The sequence below is a fragment of the Turicibacter sp. H121 genome, assembly GCF_001543345.1.
GTDB lineage: Bacteria > Bacillota_I > Bacilli_A > MOL361 > Turicibacteraceae > Turicibacter > Turicibacter bilis.
Window position 1 is genome coordinate 960,001 of the sequence record NZ_CP013476.1, and the last position, 17,656, is coordinate 977,656.

The window sequence follows — 17,656 nt, forward strand, 5'->3', positions numbered from 1 at the left end:
GTCAACACCTGCATACAGAAGATTGGTGATGTAGGTATGCCGCAGCAGGTGCGGTGTCACATCGAAGTCCAGGCTATACACAATGTTGGGATTGTTTTTCTGATGTCCTCCCAGACTCGGCTGAACAGTGTACTTGATGCTCTGTCCGTTCACATACTTATAATAGGTACGCTCCTTGGTAGACCGAACAACGATGTACTGCCAGACACGTTTGAACTGCGAATATGACAAGGGCTGTCCCTCACTATCGGCAATCACATATTCCGATTTGGAGGCAGCCTTGGCTTCCCGCAGACAATTCACAAGGCATTTGGGAATGGGAATATCCCTTCTTGCTGCTTTCGTCTTAAGCGTTGTAGAGATAACCGGTCTGTTATGCTCTGATCGCCATGCGCGCCGCACAGAGATATATGGAGTGGGTGCATCGAGGAACACACAATCCCATTGCAAGGCGAGAGCTTCTTCTCGGCGCAGACCGGCATATAAGCCGATCATGGTAAACAGATACGGCGGAAGTCCTTTGACGGTTTCCAGCAGCACTTCCACCTGCTGGTCTGTCAGCGAATCTTTCTTTTGGGTCGGTTTCCCTCCTTTTGCCGAAATCCCCTCACACGGATTGTATTCCAGCAACTGGCTCCGCTCTGCCGAGTAAAAAATGCACTTGAGGAGCATATTCACCGTATTGTGCAGGCTCTCGGACTTATTGGACAATGGGATCAGCGCCAGACGAATATCATCCGCTGTTACTTCCTCCATATACATATCTCCCAAAGGCTTGATAATGTAGTTCTTCATATTGGAGGCGTAGCCCTTCAGTGTAGCCGGCGACACTTTTGCGGATTGCATCAACAGCCACTTCTCACAATACTCGGCCACAGTAGGATGCTCCCGGTGGAAGATGATCTCCGCTACCTGGCGTCTCGCCTCCTGCTCTTTATCGTACAGTTCCTCGCAGGTAGTCCCATACAAGCTCACCTGCTTGCCGTCTGCGTCCAGAATCCGGGTTCTGTAATACAGGACACCCTTTCGTGTGACGGTTCCATATTGAGGTATGTTTTTTTTCTTCTTTGCCATAATTAATTTCCTTTCTCGCGTGGTGATGTATCTACACCTCCTTTTTATCAGAGATTTCAAATTGAATCAAAGATACGGCCAAGGAAAAACTAAGAGCGAGACATCCTTGTCTCGCTCTTACTTCATTTTCTGAATTGTTCGGAACTTACACAGCGTCCCATAAGTCAAAGGCACAGCCCATTGCTTTGACAAGATCATCCGGCCTGTTGTATTTGACCTTTGCGTAAATGTCCATCGTGATTTTGCTGCTTTCATGGCCCGCCAAATATTGTACCGTTTTGGGGTCCACCGAAGAATGAATCAGATTGGTGATGTAGGTGTGCCGCAGCTGATGCGGTGTCACTTCAAAATCCAGGCTATATACCACATGGCCGTTATTCCTGGCTTTTTCTCCAAGTTTCGGGTAAAGCATATATTTTACATACTTTCCGTCCACAAGTTTTCTGGCCATTCTCGGCTTTGCAGTCCGCGTCACAATATACTGCCACAGCCGCTTAAACTGTGTATAGGATAGCGGATCACCGTCCCGATTGGCAATCACATAATCCGAAGTGGATTTTTTCTTTGCATCTTTCAGACATTCAACCAGACAGACCGGGAGAGGAATGTTTCTTTGTGCCGCTTTGGTCTTTAGCTCGGTAAGAATGACCGGCCTGTTATGTTCTGTGTGCCATGCCCGCCGTACCGTTAAGTACGGAGCCTCTGCATCCAGATACACAGAATCCCATTGCAGCGCCAGGATTTCTTCCCGGCGCAGACCGGCATATAAACCGATCATCACAAATACATAGGGCGGCAAATCCCGGATCGTGTCCAAAAGCCGCTCAACCTGTTCATCCGTCAATGCCTGTCTTTCTTCCTGGGGAACTCCTCCCTTTGCATCCAGGTATATGGTCGGGTCCTCGTCAATCACATGGCTCTCCTTGGCCGCCCGGAAAATGGACTTGCAGAGAATCACCACAGACTTATAAACCGAAGCCGACTTCTTGGAAACAGGTACGAGGGCAAGTTGGATGTCATCCAGGGATACATCAGCCATTCTCTTGTCTCCCAGCCCTCCAATAATGTGCCGCCGCACCTTAGAGGTATAATCTGTCAAGGTGGTGGCCCGAACATGGACGGACTGCATCAGTAGCCACTTCTCACAGTACTCAGCAACCGTAGGCGATCTTCGACGAAACGTAGTACTGTCAATCTGCTCTAACGCCTCCAGTTCCTTGTCATAAAGCTTTTCGGGCGTCTTTGCATAAAGCGCCACTCTGTTTCCATCCGAATCTTCGACTCTGGTTCTATAATATTCAATGCCGTTAAGCACGACCGTACCATATTGAGGAATTGCCCTTTTTCTTTTTGCCAATTCCGTCACCTCCTAAGAATAATGTCCAGCGCTGTACCTTTGTTTTATCAGACATATTAGGTTCCAGCAAGGATACGGAACAGCTCAAGCTCGGACACTTCGCAGCTTGCGGTATGTAGCGCTTTTTTCCACTGGCTTTGCACGATGGGTGCATTTTGCGATATACTCCTGAAGGCCAGCATCTGTAAAGTACACGCAACCATTTTGCACATACTGAACATAGGAAATTAGCCCACTGTTTCGAGCTGCATCCAAAGTGGCAATGCTAATCCCCAGTAATTTGGCAGCCTCTTTCCGCGAAATCAATTTTTCCATAGGTGGTCCCCCTTTCTGTCAAAGATGTGGTTGTTGCTTTCAAAATCACATGAATGCGCTGGCAACCGAAGCTGTCAGCGCATGGTATCTGACTTTGAAAAATTTACTCGCCACATTTGCCACGCACCCCTGGCGATGGGGACATTCCGGTCTCCGCTGGCGCGGCTGTCATAACTCCACAGCGTCGTTTTACTCGTGCGCCGCAGAGTTCCCCCCAAGTCTTTAGGAGGCCGTGAGGAAGTATCTTTAACCCCTATGCAGTCATCGCGCCCTGAAATGCCACTTTCGGGTATCAGGCTGACGTGGATCGCTCGGAACAGTCCTATTCATCACCTCCTGGGGCTGTCCATCTTCGCGGCGTGCCTGATTCGCTCGTACATAGGTTATGTACCGGAAATGCCGTCTATGAAATTGTCAAGCTCCACATTGGGAGAATGTTCTTCCCTCAATGGGTAGGCACTGATACGCTTCATTTGTTAAGTGTTATTCAAAAATTTTTTTATTTTTTTAAATCTTTGTGCAACAGCACTTCTGGAACAATGCCAAAGACGTGCTACATCAATTTGACGATAACCATCCACAAAAAGTAATGTCAATAGCTCCAAACCTTTCTTCGACAGCTTCTTCAATCTCAACAGTAGTTGTTCGTTTTCCACCGAAGCCAACCATCCATATCGCGTTTGATCAATCTTATCAACATCCCATTGATAAGATAACGATGCAAACTTTCGGAACAGCTGTGATTGACCACATACTTCATCATATTGTTCACAAGGTATTGGTTGCGTATGGTTTTGAAAAACCCTTTGACTGCAAAACCATGCCCAGTCATATTCTTTCATGGCAGCAATCTGTTCTTCGCTCATCCCTGCATCACAATACTCAACTTCTAAACGCTTCCATCTACTATCAAACTTCTTTTTCTCATATCCATAATTAAATCCCATTATTAACCTCCTGTAGATTCAATTTGCAAAATTCACCATGCAAACTAAAATCAGGAGGAGATCGACAACGAGAATCTCTGGGTTGTTTTCCATCCCCAGAAACAAAAATGCCAGCTGATCTTAAGGACCAGCTGGCATTTTTATTCGCGCACAAAGAAAACGCATTATTAAGATTTTATAAGTACAACAAGTATACCAAGCACAATTCGATACCAACCAAACACCTTAAAATCATGTTTTTTGATAAAGTTCATTAGGAATTTAATTACTAAGACAGATACCGCAAATGCCACAGCCATACCGAGAACAAGAGCGAGCAGTTCTGCACTTGTAAATTCAAACCCGAATTTTAACAGCTTAAAAGCACTTGCTCCAAGCATAGTAGGTACTGCGAGGAAAAAAGTAAACTCTGCTGCTGCCACTCGTGAAACTCCTATGAGTAAAGCACCTATAATCGTTGCTCCCGACCGTGATGTGCCGGGTATAAGTGATAACACTTGAAATGCCCCTATCAAGATTGCTGTTTTATAGCTGATGTCAGAAAGTGCCATAGTAGTAGGAGTACGCTTTTTATTCCAATTTTCTATGAGAATGAATAACAAACCATAAAAGATTAACATGATTGAAATCACAATGGGGGTTTGGAGGTAAGCATCCAAATAATCATCAAATAGAATCCCCATAATAGCTGACGGTACACAAGCTACCGCAACCTTGAACCACAACGAGAAAGTATCCTTTTTAACAATTGACTGTGCTTTGTTCTTAAATTGAAAGGGAAACATCTTGTTCCAAAACATTACAACCACTGCGAGTATAGCTCCAAGTTGAATAACAACAAAAAACATTTCTTTAAATGCTTCGCTCATATTAAGTGTGATAAATTCGTCCACAAGAATCATATGTCCTGTGCTGCTGATAGGTAGCCACTCAGTAATACCCTCAACAATTCCAAGAAAAATAACTTTTAAAATTTCTATAAAATCAAGTACCATTATTTCAAATCCTCCTTTTTAAAATGATGAAAGGTCATAAGAAAACCAACTGCTGATACAAGAATAATAATAGATACAGACAGCAGTGTAGGATAGCCGGTACTCTGAAGTTTACCCTGCACCAAGAAATAGGTGGCTGTCCACGGATACAACGCTCCCCATTCTTGATTTGAAAGTGCGGCACTTCCCATGACAATCACGGCAGAGCCAATCATCGGGGCGACAAATCCTTTTGTTTTCATAGCAACAAACACAAAAGGAGAAACTGTTAAAAACATCAGGATACTGCCAAACAAAAACTTGGGGAGCCATACTATTGCCACTAGTAAGCTATATCCCTCCAATGTAAAGACAGCGTCATATAGCCCACAAACGATAAATATACCTGCCCATGTTACAAGGGTTAGCATAACAATCCAAAGAAGCAGGGTGCAAAATTTTCCAATTAATAGTTTTGTCCTTGAAATGGGTATGGGCAATATGGTTTTGAGGGTGCTTTCTGTGTACTCTCTGCTAAACAAGTAAGCTGCAATTGCCACATATATCATAATGTTTACCAGCAGCATGATATACAGTACACTGTCGCTGTATATGTCAGACAAGGTAAAGATAATCTCCGGCTTATCAAAATGTGTTTGCAAGGCTTCTATTAACATCAAAAGTGGGGTAGATAATACCCCTGCCACACTAATTAGCACCATTTTTGAACGCTTTAGTTTTAATAATTCACAAGAAATAAGATTAAGCAATACCGCCACCTCCAATCAGTTTAGAAAAGTAGTCCTCTAAGTTTTCCTCACTATCATTTATCCTTGTCACGAGCAGTCCATTTCGTGCAAATTCTCGATTGATTTCTCCAACACTTTGGCTAAAGTCATAAATTCTCACCGTACCGTCCTGCACTGTAAAATCCGTCATGTGGTAGTGGTTTTCTAAAATCTTTCCGGCTATCTCACTGTCAGATAAATCAAATTGAATGTATTTTCGATTCCTTTTGTGAAGCTCGGATATATTCACTTCCTCTACTAAATGCCCCTCGTGCATAACGCCGATAATATCTGCTATCTGTTCAATCTCGCTTAAAACATGGCTTGAGATAAAAATGGTAATGCCATGATTGTGACTAAGTTCAGATAAAAATGAGCGTATTTCAACTATTCCAATGGGGTCAAGTCCGTTAATCGGTTCGTCAAGTATTAAAAGCTCCGGCTCGTGCATAATGGCGGCGGCAATACCAAGCCGTTGCTTCATTCCGAGGGAATAATCGGAAAAGACTTTTCTTTTCTCCTTATGCAGCCCCACAACTTCAAGAGCTTTTTCTACTCCACTTTTAGATACTCCCCCTCGCAGTTTAGCGAGAATTTGCAAATTCTCATACCCTGTTAAATTACTGTAAAATCCCGGTGTTTCGATAATAGAGCCTACTTTGCTATAAAGGGTATGGATATTTTCCTTATAGTTTGTGCCAAACAAGCGTACCGTTCCCTCCGTTGGGAAAGCAAGCTGCAACATCATTTTCATTACTGTGGTTTTGCCTGCTCCGTTTCTGCCGACCAAACCATAAATTTTGCCCTTTGGCACATGAAGATTTACCTTATCGACAACGGTGGCTGTTCCGTATCGCTTCGTAAGATTTTCTGTTTCAATGATATAATCCATATTTGATTCTCCTTTCCGTGGGTTGCTGTTCTTGTTTTCGCTGACCACAATCTTATTATCCACGATTATCCACGAGTATTGCATAGAAGCCAAGAAATCTACCGTCACAATGCCGACACAATAGATGTCAGCACGAAAAAAGCTCCGACACTTATCGTGTCAGAGCCTATTTTAAAGGGTTTATGGCATTTTACTTTGTTTGGGTTTGCTTTATCCAGACAAATATTTTAGCAACAAATAGCAGAAACATAAGGGCGGTTACATAGGGTTGTCTTGCCGCAGCGAAGAAGCAGATAAAAAGCGTACTCAGCACGAGAGAGCATTTTGTGATTATGTTGCTCCATGATTCCTTTTCAAAACAAACACACATCAGTTTCGCTATCCCAAGTGCAATCAAAACAATAAAAACAATCCAATAGATTGCAAGATATATTGGGGTAGTGTCTGTAAATGAAAGTAGATTGACAGAATAAATATATCCGTCAACAAGGTTACCATACAACGGCAAAAGTATAAAAGTAACCGCCATCATATCTAATATTCCATAAATGAAACTGTAAATTTTTTTCAAGTTGGAACGATTTTCAGTTTCGGCAAGTGTAATCAGTTCTTCGCCCGATAGCAGTTCATCTATGGTCACAGAAAAGAATTTAGAAATACACTTGAGCGACTCAATGTTAGGGTAACCCTTGCCGCTTTCCCATTTTGAAATGGCTGTTCTTGATACATATAATTGCTCCGCAAGTTGTTCCTGCGTTAAGTTCTTTCCAGTCCTAAGCTGTTGTAGCTTTTCATTAAATTCCATGATTCTCCTCCTGTTTGTTCCTTGTTTTCATACGTCCATCAACGGGTTTTTCTGCATCTTTTGGTATCATCCATGCACGACCAAATTTTTCAGTTCCGTCAATGCGATTTTCCTCACATAATTTTTGTATCCGTCTTTCCGATATGTCCCATTTTTCAGAAGCGGCTTTCACAGAAATGTAATTCATAATATCAACTTCCTTTCGCAAAGAGTATATAATTATTATATACGGAATGACGAATAATAGCAAGTTTCTCTCCACTAATACGAAATTATACACTACTAAACATAAAATCATACTTCGTTCAAATATCATCACCCGAAATGTACAATGATATAGGATGATATTAAAATGTACCAAGATGAAAGAAAACTTGATTTTAAGCCGTTAGGTATAGCGATAAAAAAAGCTCGGGAAGCAAAAGGGTGGACACAGGAATATCTTGCCCAACTGGTAGACCTTACGCCACGCTCTATTATGTATATAGAGAACAGGGGGCAGCACCCAAGGCTTAACAAATTTTATCTCATTACTACCTTGCTTGACATCTCTGTAGACCAGTTCTTTTTTCCATGCAATGAAGATGGCGACAACAATCGCCGCAAACAAGTTGATGTACTGTTGAATGATATGGAAGAAAAGGAGCTTATCGTGATGGAAGCTACGGCTCAAGGCTTGAAAAAGGCAAGAGAAACTGCGGAATAATTAACGCTGTTTTCGTAAGCCAAGCCAACTGAAAAAAGTGCGACACCTACACAGGCTATCGCACTTTTTAGGTTATTTTTTTATTCTCCACACAAATCATAAAGCTGTTCACATCGGTTTTGAATATCTAAGATTTCTGTTTCGGTTAAACTCCTGCGGTTATGAGTAAGTTGTTGCTCTAAAAAATCACGATAGCCATCAAGTAAGGCATCCCGTAAAAGCTCGGGGGCTTTGCAATGTTCCACACCAAACCATTGCTCATCTTTTTCATCCCAAATCATAACGGTGTATCCTCGCTTAGTGTTCACCACCTCCAAAACACTATCTTTATTTAGGTAATCGTTGAATACTTCTAAAACCTTTTCAAAGGTCATCATTTTATCAGCCCTTTCATATTTTAGGTGCTTATATGTAAGTAGTTTATATACTTATTACGACTATGATAATAAAAGTAAATCATCGTGTAAAGGATACGGATATTGTTTGCGAACAAAAGTGGCAAGCAATGCCGGTGTTAATACACACCGACCCGCAGAGTGCAAAATCCCTCCATGATTTTTCTCTCCGCTTGCTTGTTGAGGGCAGCGCCCCCAAGCCCCTTTGAACACAGAATTTCATTCTGTGGCTGCGCGTTCTGCGAACGCTTTTGACCAGGACCAGCTTACCGCTGGCCGTGGTCTTTTTCTTTTTCAACATCCTGTTCTACCTCCATTTTCAGCACTCGATCCACATTGGCCTTTGCCGTCAAAAGCTCCCGCATTTCCTCACGGGAACGCCGGTACTCGGCATAGGTCTTTTTCTTTTCTTCCAGCAATTTTGCGTACTCCGTCTGCAACTCTTTAACCTTAGGCAGCTTCTTGACTCCCATTTCATCAAAGGCATTCTTGGCAGCCTGGTGGAGCAGAATTTCTTCCTCATGTTCTTCCCGGAATTTCTTAGAGTAGCCGGCCTTGCGGTATGCCACATAGACCTCACGGGTCTTGGCATAATTTACGATGTGAGTACGCAAAACAGCAATCTCTGCCATGCGCTTTTCAGCCGCTTTGATCTGCGCCGAAAGCTCATTGTGATGTGCCGTGGCAGCCGCAGCCTTTTCTTCTAAAATCGCATACTCCAGCAGGTTATGCTCTGACAAGTAATTCATGGTCTGTGCCATTTGTTTCAGATTGAAAACCTTGGCCCAACGAGCATAGCCAGCACCTTTTCCTGCCTGCAATTTTGCCTGAATGTCCACCAGCAGATTGACCTTCGGCGGCTCTGCCTGTGTGACTGTTTTCTTTCGTGGGGTATGCGCTTTCTTCCCGGAGAGAACTGCCCGCAATTCTTCCACGGGTGGTGTAATTCCAATCCTCCGGCAGCGACAGCATCATGGAAAGCAGCCCCTTGGCTTTTAACGACAGGTTTGCATTTCGTAAATGATGATTGCTCATCACGGTATAATCACGGGTCCGTTCAATGCGAAAAACGGCCATCGACCTCACTCCTTCCGAATTTTGGGTACAAAAAACCGCAATCCTCATTTCAAAGAATTGCGGTGTTCAACGCTTTTCAAATTTTCTTGCATAGAACCAAAACAGCGGCTTTTGGGGACGCGCCTCTGTAAATGGCTCCTCCTGGGCGAAAGGAAGTGTTTGCATCACGCGGTCAATATCCGTTGAATCCATGTCATGCTGAGATTTGCAATCTTCCCGGATTGCTTCTTGAATTTCCTTTACCGTACACATAGTCATTCCTTTCCTTTCGTTGTATGGGTTTATGAGCGGCGGCGTTTTCCCGGTTTGAAATCGAGGATATGTCCCTCAATCACACGAGCGTAACGCTTGATCTTGATCTCCCGGCGCTGCTGGCTTTGCAGGGCGGCCTGATACCCGTCCTCAGTCAAAAACAACCGCATTTCATCTCCGGGGCTGCCGTAAGCAGTGCTGGGACGCAGGACGGAAAACTCGATCATCCAGCGGGTATTATCCCAAAACCTCCCTACGGCGAGAATGTTGTGTCCTTTCAGCTCACGGGCTGAAATATCCCTCATAGGCGGCTCCTTTCATCGTTCCTGGTCTCTCTGACGCTTTTTCTGCCATGCCTCCAGTAGCTTGATGATGGTTTCCTGCATCCGCTGGGGCGTATAGCTTTTGGGGAAATACTTCCGCAAGGTGTCAGAGGTAAATGTCACTCGATCCAGATCGCTTTTCTTTTCCTCACCCATGATGACGCGCATCATATCGAGGGTCAGATGCCCCTCCTGACTGTATTTCTTGAGCCGCTGGGCTTGGGAAAGGGAAGGGGTAGCCTGTTCGCTGTCCATCGCGTCCAGCAGGTCTACCTGTTCCTCTTTTTTAAGAAAGGACAGCTCATAGGCAGGGTTCAGGGCGATCTTCTTTTCATCCACCATATCCATCAATTCAGGAATCAGCTCTGTCAGACGGATAAATCTCTTAATCTGTGATTTGCTATCTGGACTGTTCTCCGCGATTTTTTCTGCCGCAGTCAACTTCGGCCCAACTTGGGCCGAAGTTAAATCCGTCCTGGCTCCTTGGTGCTTAATGGCATCTAGCTTCATTTTATAAGCAAATGCTCTTTCGCTTGGAAGAAGGCTTTCTCGCTGCAAGTTGCTGTCAACCATAATAATCGTGGCGGCATCATCATCCAAATCCCGAACAATGACCGGCATAGTCTCCTTTTCTGCCAGCTCACTGGCTCTGTGCCGCCTGTGTCCGGCTACCAGCTCATAGCCACCCTCCGGGTCCGGTCGGGCAATGGCCGGAACCAGAACGCCATACTGCTTGATACTGTCAGCGGTCTCCATCATTGCTTCGTCATCCTTGACTTTGAATGGGTGGTTCTTGAACGGATGCAGTTCAGACAACGGAATTTCCTGAATCTTTTCCAGCTTTGCATCCTGGCGGCCTTCTTCGGTGGAGAACAGATCATCTACCGAGGCCAGCTCTATTTTTTTCGCGCTGCTTTTCAAGTTTCAACACCTCCTTCGTCAGATTTTTGTAGCCCTCTGCCACCTTGCCGCCGGGGTCATGGGCAAAAATGCTTTTTCCCTCTGCGCTGATTTCCTTTGCCCGGACAGAATGGGGAATCTCTGTGCCGAATACTTTGATCTTGCTGCCATAGGTCTCTCGCAAAAGTGCGGAGATCTCTTTGGCAAAGTTGGTTCGGCTGTCAACCATCGTCAGCAGGATACCGTCTATCTGGAGCTTGGGGTTGATCTGCCGCTTTACCTTGTTTACCGTGGAGAGCAGCTGTTCCAGCCCTTTGGCGGACAGATACTCCGCCTGAACGGGAATTATGATCCTGTTCGCAGCGGCCAGCGCATTGACTGTGAGCATCCCCAGGGAGGGCTGGCAGTCGATGAGAATATGGGAGTATTGCCCCTTCAGCGTGTCCAGATATTGCCGCAAGATAGTCTCACGGCTCATGGCATTTACCAGGGATACCTCCATACCGGATAACTGGATGTCCGCAGGCATCAGGTCTACACCCTCTGGGTGGTGCAGGATACCCTCGCCGGGACGAAGCGGCTCATCCATCAAGATACGCCCCATAGCGTCCGACAGCGTAAAGGGCAGCTTGTCCGGCTGAGGATTGCCCAGGCTGATCGTCAGGCTACCTTGCGGGTCTCCGTCGATCAGCAGGACTTTCTTTCCAGCCTGCGCCAAACCGATTCCAAGATTGGCACAGGTAGTGGTTTTGCCAACGCCGCCCTTCTGGTTGGCAATGGCAATGATTTGCGTGTTCATTGACTTCACCTCATTTCTAATTGTTGCTGTTGCTTCTGGAAATAGAAAAAGCCGCCACTCCAAAATAAAAAGTGAAGTGACGGCTCTTTCTATCGCCGGAATACGAGTTCCTGAAATGAAAAAAGCACCCAGTCATTTTATACTGAGTGCTATATCAAATTCATATTCAATTATTCAAATTAGGTCAAACTATGTCAAACTGCCACAGCCCAAAACGAGGGAAAGGAGGGACGAAAAACACCCCCAAAATCGGCTCTCGGTTGTCCTATAATTTAACCACTAACCCCTTTTTTTACCCCCATTTTTGCCGGTTGTCCTATATTTAACCACTAAAAATTGGGTGAAAACGGCTCTTGATTTGCCAAATTTGGTCAAACCATATCAGCCCGTTTAGATACAGTAAAACCCCGGAAAACCTTGATTTTCCGGGGTTTTTGAACCATTTTGATACGGTTTGAACAGCAGATTATCTCTTGCTGAACTGTGGTGCACGACGAGCTGCTTTAAGTCCGTATTTTTTACGTTCTTTAGCACGTGAATCACGAGTTAATAATCCGATTGGTTTTAAAGTTCCACGGTATTCAGCATCAACTTGTAATAATGCACGAGAAATCCCTAAACGGATAGCTCCAGCTTGTCCAGTTAATCCTCCACCGTTAACATTTACTAATACATCATATTGGTTAGTTGTTTCAGTTAATGTTAATGGTTGCATGATATCTAAACGAGTTGCTGCAGAAGGAATATAATCTTCAAATTCGCGACCGTTGATAATTACTTTTCCAGTTCCAGGTACTAAACGTACACGTGCAACTGAGCTTTTACGACGACCAGTTCCTAAGTATTGTACTGTCATATAGTGTTACCTCCCTCTTAATTATCCACGAAGTTCGTAAACTTCAGGTTTTTGTGCTGCATGTGGATGCTCAGATCCAGCATAAACAAATAATTTTTTACCCATTGCACGTCCTAAACGTCCTTTTGGTAACATACCTTTTACAGATAACTCTAACATACGCTCTGGTGTATTTTCGCGCATTTGTTTAGCTGTACGAACTGTTAATCCACCTTGGTATCCTGAGTGACGGTAGTATAATTTGTTTTCTAATTTGTTTCCAGTTAAAGTGATTTTATCAGCATTGATAATGATCACGTAATCTCCACAGTCTACGTGTGGTGTGAATGTTGGTTTATGTTTTCCACGTAAAAGTGTTGCAACTTCTGTAGATAAACGTCCTAAAGTTTTATCTGCAGCGTCAACAACGAACCATTTACGATCTACTTCATGAGATTTTTGCATAAATGTTGTACGCATTGTCCTGCCTCCTACTTCTTTCGCTTAAGTTATTTTTCATATGAAAATTCGCTGGGGCTCAAATTTTCTTGTGAAAATAAAGAAAATGTACCGTTAGCTATTTTACCCCAAAGTATTACTTTTTTCAAGTGGTTTTAGAAATAATTATTCTTTTTTATATTATTTATTCGCGATTTTCGAGAATAAATACAAAATAATGACTAAAACCTTTTTTCTTGAATGAATACACTAATTTACTCAATGATTATATCATCATAACTGCGAGATATGAACACTCAAATTTTGGTTGTTTATCATATAAAAAGTGGATACAATTGTACCCACTTTAAATTAAGACTATTTTAGTTAAAACATATACAAGAATAAATCCAGGAATCCCTAATGTTCCTGTTATAAATGACGTAATGTAATTGAGAGGAACTGATGCACTGAAATAAACTCCAATTATATTAAATAGATATAGTGCAAATACTCCTATGATGAATCGTTTGATTAACCATCCTATTACTTTCATATTACTGTTATAAAGTATACTAACTTTATAACACGTCACCTCCCTTCCTATTGACAATCATATGCATTTAGAAAGAGTGATATAACTGTAATCAAATCTCGTTTAAGCCATTATCCCGCTTCTATGTGAATTTAAACATAAAAAAATAGTTACTGCAAAAAAACAGTAACTATTTTTTATATTAGAATAGCTCTCTGCGTCCTTCTAGAGCGCGAATTAATGTGACTTCATCAGCATACTCGATTGAGCGTCCCATTTCTAGTCCACGTGCGATACGAGTGACTTTCACATCTGTGTTTTTTAATAATTTTGCAATGTATTGAGATGTGGCATCTCCTTCAAGTGTGGCGCTTAATGCTAGAATTAATTCTTTTACATTTTCGTCTTTTAGTCGTTCAATTAATGCAGGAATTCCAATGTCTTCAGGTCCCATTCCATCTAATGGCGATAGAACTCCATTTAACACGTGATATAATCCTTTAAAACCACGCATACGTTCAATAGCAATGACGTCTTTAGGGTCTTGTACAACTGCAATAACTGATCGGTCTCGATGTGAATCTGCACAAATCATACAAGGATCTGTATCGGTGATATGACCACAAATCGGGCATTTGAATAGTTGACGTTTACTATCAATTAATGCTTTAGCAAATGTAGTAGCGTCATCTTCCTTCATTGAACTAATCACATGAAAAGCTAATCGTTCAGCTGTTTTATTTCCGATTCCCGGTAGCTTACTAAAGCTTTCGATTAATTTTGTAATGGGTTGAGGATATTGCATGATTTCTCCTTAGAATAATCCTGGGATGTTCATCCCTTTTGTGAATTGACCCATTGTTGATTCAGTTTTTTCATCAACTTGGCGTAATGCATCGTTTAATGCTAATAAGATTACGTCTTCTAACATTTCTACATCTTCTGGATCAACAACAGATGGATTAATAGTAATTTTGTTAATTTGTTTTGTTCCTGTTGCTTCAACTGTTACCATTCCACCAGCTGCACTTCCTGTGAATACTGATTGTTCAATTTCTTGTTGTGCTTTCACCATATCACGTTGCATTTTTTGAATTTTTTTCATCATCATTGGGTTCATACTCTTCACTACTCCTATTCATCGATTATGTTAACTAAATCAGCTCCAAACATTTTAACAATGTCTTCTACAAAGCCGTTATCTTTAGTTTGACTTTCCTCATTATAATTTATCACATTTTTAATATCCTGACTATATTGTTTTAAGCGCGGTTCAACACCATTTTTCTTTTGCTCAATATAGCTTTGTCGTTGTTCTAACCAGAAAGCTTCTGGCATGACGTTAAATGGATATGGACTTCCAAAGAGATAGGCCACAATTTGTTCTGCTATTTTTCGATTATCTTCACGTAGTAATCGTTTGCAGCCAGGTTCATGTTTATAAGTTAAAATAAATCCTTCATCTGAAGCGGCGACGACGTTTCCGTCTTGTAGTAGGACGATGACTTCTTTGTAGTCCGGCATAAGGATTGGGTTGAGTTGTGCCCATTTTTGTAAGACGTGGTCGCGAGCTTCTTTTGTCGCTTTAGATAGGATTTGTTCAATGGTTAGCATTTCTGGTGTGACGTGCTCTGGTAGAATGATTGGTTCTGGTTCTTTAGGTAGTTTGAGTTCAACGACTTCTGGTTCATTGAAGAGGTTCATTTTAAATTGTGAATCTGATTTATTAATTGATGGCTCAGCTTTAACAGGTCCTGTGTGCTCGATTTTTTTAACTAATCGTTTTAGTAGGGTGATTTCTTGCTTGAGATCGTTAATCTCTGTTTGGTAATCCTTGTTGTTGTCTGATTGATCATTGGTATCGGATAAGCTGAGCAGCCCGACTTCTAGCATGAGTTCGGGATGATTAGAGTATCTTAATTCAGATTGAAGTTTATTTAATTTAAATAGGTAGGTTACGATATCATTTGAATTAAGATTCTCTACTAACTCTGTAAACATAGGATTGTTCGTTAGTAAGTTAGAAACTGAGATTTGTGATTTTTGGTACACGAGTAAGTCGCGATAAACAGTGATTAATCCGTCAATAATGCGACTTGGTTCTTTTCCGTTCTCTGTCATGTCTTTAATTAAGTCGATGACGTGTGAGAAGTTTAATTCTTCGATTGCTTTGATGATTTGTAAGAGTTGATGATTGGCAATGGTCCCGCTTAGGGCGTGCACATCATCTAATGTAATTTTATCATCTGAATAAGAGATGACTTGATCGAGTAAGCTAAGGGCGTCACGCATTCCACCTTCCGCAAGTTCTGAGACGAGTTGTACGGCTTCTTCTTCGTAGGCTAAATCTTGTTGTTTGATAATCTCAACTAGGTGTTCGTAGATTTCTTTTGTTGAGATTTGTTTGAAGTCAAAGCGTTGACAACGCGAGATGATGGTTGGTGGAATTTTGTGTGGTTCGGTTGTGGCTAAAATGAAGATGACATGTTTTGGTGGTTCTTCTAATGTTTTTAATAAAGCATTAAATGCACCTGTTGATAGCATGTGAACTTCATCGATAATATATACTTTGTATCGTCCCATCGTTGGGGCGTATTTTACTTTGTCTCGGATTTCACGGATTTCATCGACACCGTTGTTACTTGCCGCATCGATTTCAAAGACGTCGGCATTTGATCCGTTTGTGATTGTTGTACAGTTTACACATTCATTACACGGTTCGGCCGTAGGATAGTTGATACAGTTAACAGCTTTTGCAATAATTTTCGCAATTGATGTTTTACCTGTCCCACGTGGTCCACAGAATAAATATGCATGTGATAAACGCTCATGTTTTAAGGCATTTTGAACGGTTCTTACGATGTGTTTTTGTCCTACGACGTCACTGAACTTTTGAGGACGATGAGCGCGGTATAATGCATGATAAGACATAAGAAAACTCCTACTCTCTAGTTTAAAAATTATCTTGATTATATCATAAATTATTGACAATGTCTGAGGCCTTGTTACAGATTTACGTTTTAAAAAAATTTTTTTATATCAGTGTAAATAAGTTTTTAGATTGTAAAAACTTAAGGCCTGCCATTCCTTAGCAATCATGGATTAGATTGTCTTGGACAATCGCTAAGGGTCGCAGTTGAGAATTTATAAAGGACTTCGTACGTTGATGTTGATTACGACGATTTATACACTATCTTCTTGTGGTATCATGTATGTCTTTGAGGGTGAGGCGCTTCGTATTTTTACCCAAATCCACTATGCCCACGTCATGCTTGATAGGATTATTCCAGCTTATTTATCATTGGTGTTGATGTAGTCCCTTGTTGGAACAATCGGCGGTCGGGAAAACGATGGTGATGATGATTCTTTCAGTTCTGAGTCTTTGTATCGTGTATGTTTTCTGAATTTTCACCATTTTAAGAATTTCTTCAAGTATTGAGGACGTAATCCTAGGTTATCCAATTTAGTAGGCGCTCAGTCTTATTTTAATGGGGCTGTATGCTTGGAAAGGAAATTAGTTACCAAAAGAAAACGCGTAGATGAGCTCTACGCGTTTTTTTATTAGTTTAAGTGATAGCGGCGGCCTTTTAAGGCGTATAATATTTCTTCTGCAATGTTTGTGACATGATCGCCTGCACGTTCAATGTACTTATTAATCAGAATAGCATATGCTGTCCCGAAGACTTTTCCATCTACCACTTGGATGTGTGTAATTAATGAAGCTAATAATTCATTATAAATTTCATCGACTTGCTTATCCATGTCTGCCGCTTCTTTAATTTTAGCTTTGTTTTCTTCTTGAAGACCTTCCATCACTAGTTTTAACATGTTAATCACAATTTCTAGCATGCGAACCAGTTTGTCCACATTCTTTTCATAGTGTTCAAGTGATTCATTTTGTTTGATTAAGATGATATATTCTGCAAGATTTTTGGTGTAGTCAGCAATACGTTCATATTCAGTCGCAAGACGCATCACCATTAAGATTTTGCGTAAATCACTGGCAACCGGTTGCTGACGAATGATAAAGATTGTTGATTCTTCTGTGATATCTTCTTGCAGGTCATCAATATCTTGATCTTGCTTAATGATTTGTAAGGCAATTTCTAAGTCTAGTGTTTTTAATGCTTCCAGCGTATTTTCATACGCTCCGATCGTTAAGACTGATAGTTTTTCAATACCTTGAAGTAAGACTTCATAATCTGTTTCTAATTTTGTTTTTTTCATTCCATTTTCACCCCTTA

Annotated in this window: 23 protein-coding genes and 1 pseudogene (1 of these 24 cut by a window edge); 2 read left to right on the forward strand and 22 right to left on the reverse strand. The window is 41.9% G+C overall.

All coding sequences use genetic code 11. From position 1 onward, the window contains the following. The 9 genes from AT726_RS04710 to AT726_RS13500 form a co-directional block, all read right to left on the reverse strand. Nucleotides 1-1,074: the 5' portion of a tyrosine-type recombinase/integrase gene (locus AT726_RS04710; protein WP_002576318.1), read on the reverse strand. 138 nt of this gene lie to the left of the window's left edge; only the first 1,074 of its 1,212 coding nucleotides appear in the window; its start codon is at nt 1,072-1,074; the stop codon falls past the left edge of the window. Nucleotides 1,075-1,219: 145 nt separating this feature from the next. After that, nucleotides 1,220-2,431, reverse strand: a complete 1,212-nt coding sequence (locus AT726_RS04715) for a tyrosine-type recombinase/integrase (protein ID WP_002576319.1) — start codon at nt 2,429-2,431, stop codon at nt 1,220-1,222. An 84-nt stretch (nt 2,432-2,515) separates the two neighbouring features. Beyond that, nucleotides 2,516-2,746 (reverse strand): hypothetical protein, encoded by a 231-nt coding sequence (locus AT726_RS04720; RefSeq protein WP_002576320.1) that lies wholly within the window; start codon nt 2,744-2,746, stop codon nt 2,516-2,518. A gap of 476 nt (nt 2,747-3,222) precedes the next feature. Beyond that, on the reverse strand, nt 3,223-3,693 hold the full coding sequence (locus AT726_RS04725) for an RNA polymerase subunit sigma-70 (protein ID WP_068759157.1): 471 nt from the start codon (nt 3,691-3,693) through the stop codon (nt 3,223-3,225). Between the two features lie 167 nt (nt 3,694-3,860). Beyond that, complete coding sequence (gene bcrD, locus AT726_RS04730; protein ID WP_002576322.1) at nt 3,861-4,688, reverse strand: bacitracin resistance undecaprenyl-diphosphatase BcrD; 828 nt, start codon at nt 4,686-4,688, stop codon at nt 3,861-3,863. Further along, a complete protein-coding gene (locus AT726_RS04735; protein WP_002576323.1) occupies nt 4,688-5,437 on the reverse strand; it encodes an ABC transporter permease in 750 nt (249 codons plus the stop codon). Before AT726_RS04735 ends, bcrD begins: the two co-directional genes overlap by 1 nt. After that, on the reverse strand, nt 5,430-6,347 hold the full coding sequence (gene bcrA / locus AT726_RS04740; RefSeq protein WP_068759158.1) for a bacitracin ABC transporter ATP-binding protein BcrA: 918 nt from the start codon (nt 6,345-6,347) through the stop codon (nt 5,430-5,432). Before bcrA ends, AT726_RS04735 begins: the two co-directional genes overlap by 8 nt. Before the next feature lie 190 nt (nt 6,348-6,537). Beyond that, nucleotides 6,538-7,152, reverse strand: a complete 615-nt coding sequence (gene bcrR / locus AT726_RS04745; protein ID WP_002576325.1) for a bacitracin resistance transcriptional activator BcrR — start codon at nt 7,150-7,152, stop codon at nt 6,538-6,540. Next, nucleotides 7,142-7,339 (reverse strand): conjugal transfer protein, encoded by a 198-nt coding sequence (locus AT726_RS13500; RefSeq protein WP_068759159.1) that lies wholly within the window; start codon nt 7,337-7,339, stop codon nt 7,142-7,144. Before AT726_RS13500 ends, bcrR begins: the two co-directional genes overlap by 11 nt. Before the next feature lie 165 nt (nt 7,340-7,504). Here AT726_RS13500 and AT726_RS04755 point away from each other — a divergent pair, with 165 nt between their 5' ends. Then, nucleotides 7,505-7,858 (forward strand): helix-turn-helix domain-containing protein, encoded by a 354-nt coding sequence (locus tag AT726_RS04755; RefSeq protein ID WP_002576326.1) that lies wholly within the window; start codon nt 7,505-7,507, stop codon nt 7,856-7,858. Between the two features lie 80 nt (nt 7,859-7,938). Here the strand turns inward: AT726_RS04755 and AT726_RS04760 are convergent, their stop codons facing one another. The 12 genes and pseudogenes from AT726_RS04760 to dnaX form a co-directional block, all read right to left on the reverse strand. Beyond that, nucleotides 7,939-8,235 carry a hypothetical protein gene (locus AT726_RS04760; RefSeq protein ID WP_002576327.1) on the reverse strand — a complete coding sequence of 99 codons (297 nt, stop codon included), beginning with the start codon at nt 8,233-8,235 and terminating at the stop codon, nt 7,939-7,941. A 284-nt stretch (nt 8,236-8,519) separates the two neighbouring features. Beyond that, nucleotides 8,520-9,188 (reverse strand): annotated as a pseudogene (locus AT726_RS04765) (relaxase/mobilization nuclease domain-containing protein); the annotation flags it as partial. A 208-nt stretch (nt 9,189-9,396) separates the two neighbouring features. Beyond that, complete coding sequence (locus AT726_RS04770; protein WP_008982210.1) at nt 9,397-9,582, reverse strand: hypothetical protein; 186 nt, start codon at nt 9,580-9,582, stop codon at nt 9,397-9,399. Between the two features lie 29 nt (nt 9,583-9,611). Next, nucleotides 9,612-9,887, reverse strand: coding sequence for a DUF5720 family protein (locus AT726_RS04775; protein ID WP_068759160.1), 276 nt, complete (start codon nt 9,885-9,887; stop codon nt 9,612-9,614). Nucleotides 9,888-9,899: 12 nt separating this feature from the next. Beyond that, nucleotides 9,900-10,826 carry a ParB/RepB/Spo0J family partition protein gene (locus tag AT726_RS04780; protein WP_062807364.1) on the reverse strand — a complete coding sequence of 309 codons (927 nt, stop codon included), beginning with the start codon at nt 10,824-10,826 and terminating at the stop codon, nt 9,900-9,902. Further along, nucleotides 10,783-11,604: a ParA family protein gene (locus AT726_RS04785; RefSeq protein WP_062807365.1), complete on the reverse strand. Its 822-nt coding sequence runs from the start codon at nt 11,602-11,604 to the stop codon at nt 10,783-10,785. Before AT726_RS04785 ends, AT726_RS04780 begins: the two co-directional genes overlap by 44 nt. Before the next feature lie 466 nt (nt 11,605-12,070). Beyond that, nucleotides 12,071-12,460, reverse strand: a complete 390-nt coding sequence (gene rpsI / locus AT726_RS04790; protein ID WP_055244296.1) for a 30S ribosomal protein S9 — start codon at nt 12,458-12,460, stop codon at nt 12,071-12,073. A 21-nt stretch (nt 12,461-12,481) separates the two neighbouring features. After that, the gene (gene rplM / locus AT726_RS04795) at nt 12,482-12,919 is read right to left on the reverse strand and encodes a 50S ribosomal protein L13 (RefSeq protein WP_055244298.1); all 438 of its coding nucleotides are present in this window, start codon (nt 12,917-12,919) and stop codon (nt 12,482-12,484) included. A gap of 325 nt (nt 12,920-13,244) precedes the next feature. Then, nucleotides 13,245-13,433: a pro-sigmaK processing inhibitor BofA family protein gene (locus AT726_RS13565; protein WP_158508539.1), complete on the reverse strand. Its 189-nt coding sequence runs from the start codon at nt 13,431-13,433 to the stop codon at nt 13,245-13,247. Between the two features lie 181 nt (nt 13,434-13,614). Beyond that, nucleotides 13,615-14,217, reverse strand: a complete 603-nt coding sequence (recR, locus tag AT726_RS04800) for a recombination mediator RecR (protein ID WP_055244302.1) — start codon at nt 14,215-14,217, stop codon at nt 13,615-13,617. Between the two features lie 9 nt (nt 14,218-14,226). Continuing rightward, complete coding sequence (locus AT726_RS04805; protein ID WP_055277479.1) at nt 14,227-14,532, reverse strand: YbaB/EbfC family nucleoid-associated protein; 306 nt, start codon at nt 14,530-14,532, stop codon at nt 14,227-14,229. 14 nt (nt 14,533-14,546) lie between these two features. Then, nucleotides 14,547-16,343, reverse strand: coding sequence for a DNA polymerase III subunit gamma/tau (dnaX, locus tag AT726_RS04810; protein WP_055277481.1), 1,797 nt, complete (start codon nt 16,341-16,343; stop codon nt 14,547-14,549). Nucleotides 16,344-16,548: 205 nt separating this feature from the next. Between dnaX and AT726_RS12705 the strand changes: the two genes are divergently transcribed. Beyond that, nucleotides 16,549-16,728: a hypothetical protein gene (locus tag AT726_RS12705; protein ID WP_144436954.1), complete on the forward strand. Its 180-nt coding sequence runs from the start codon at nt 16,549-16,551 to the stop codon at nt 16,726-16,728. Nucleotides 16,729-16,973: 245 nt separating this feature from the next. Here AT726_RS12705 and phoU read toward each other — a convergent pair whose 3' ends face one another. Next, nucleotides 16,974-17,639 (reverse strand): phosphate signaling complex protein PhoU, encoded by a 666-nt coding sequence (gene phoU, locus AT726_RS04815; RefSeq protein ID WP_055244308.1) that lies wholly within the window; start codon nt 17,637-17,639, stop codon nt 16,974-16,976. Nucleotides 17,640-17,656 lie beyond the last annotated feature (17 nt).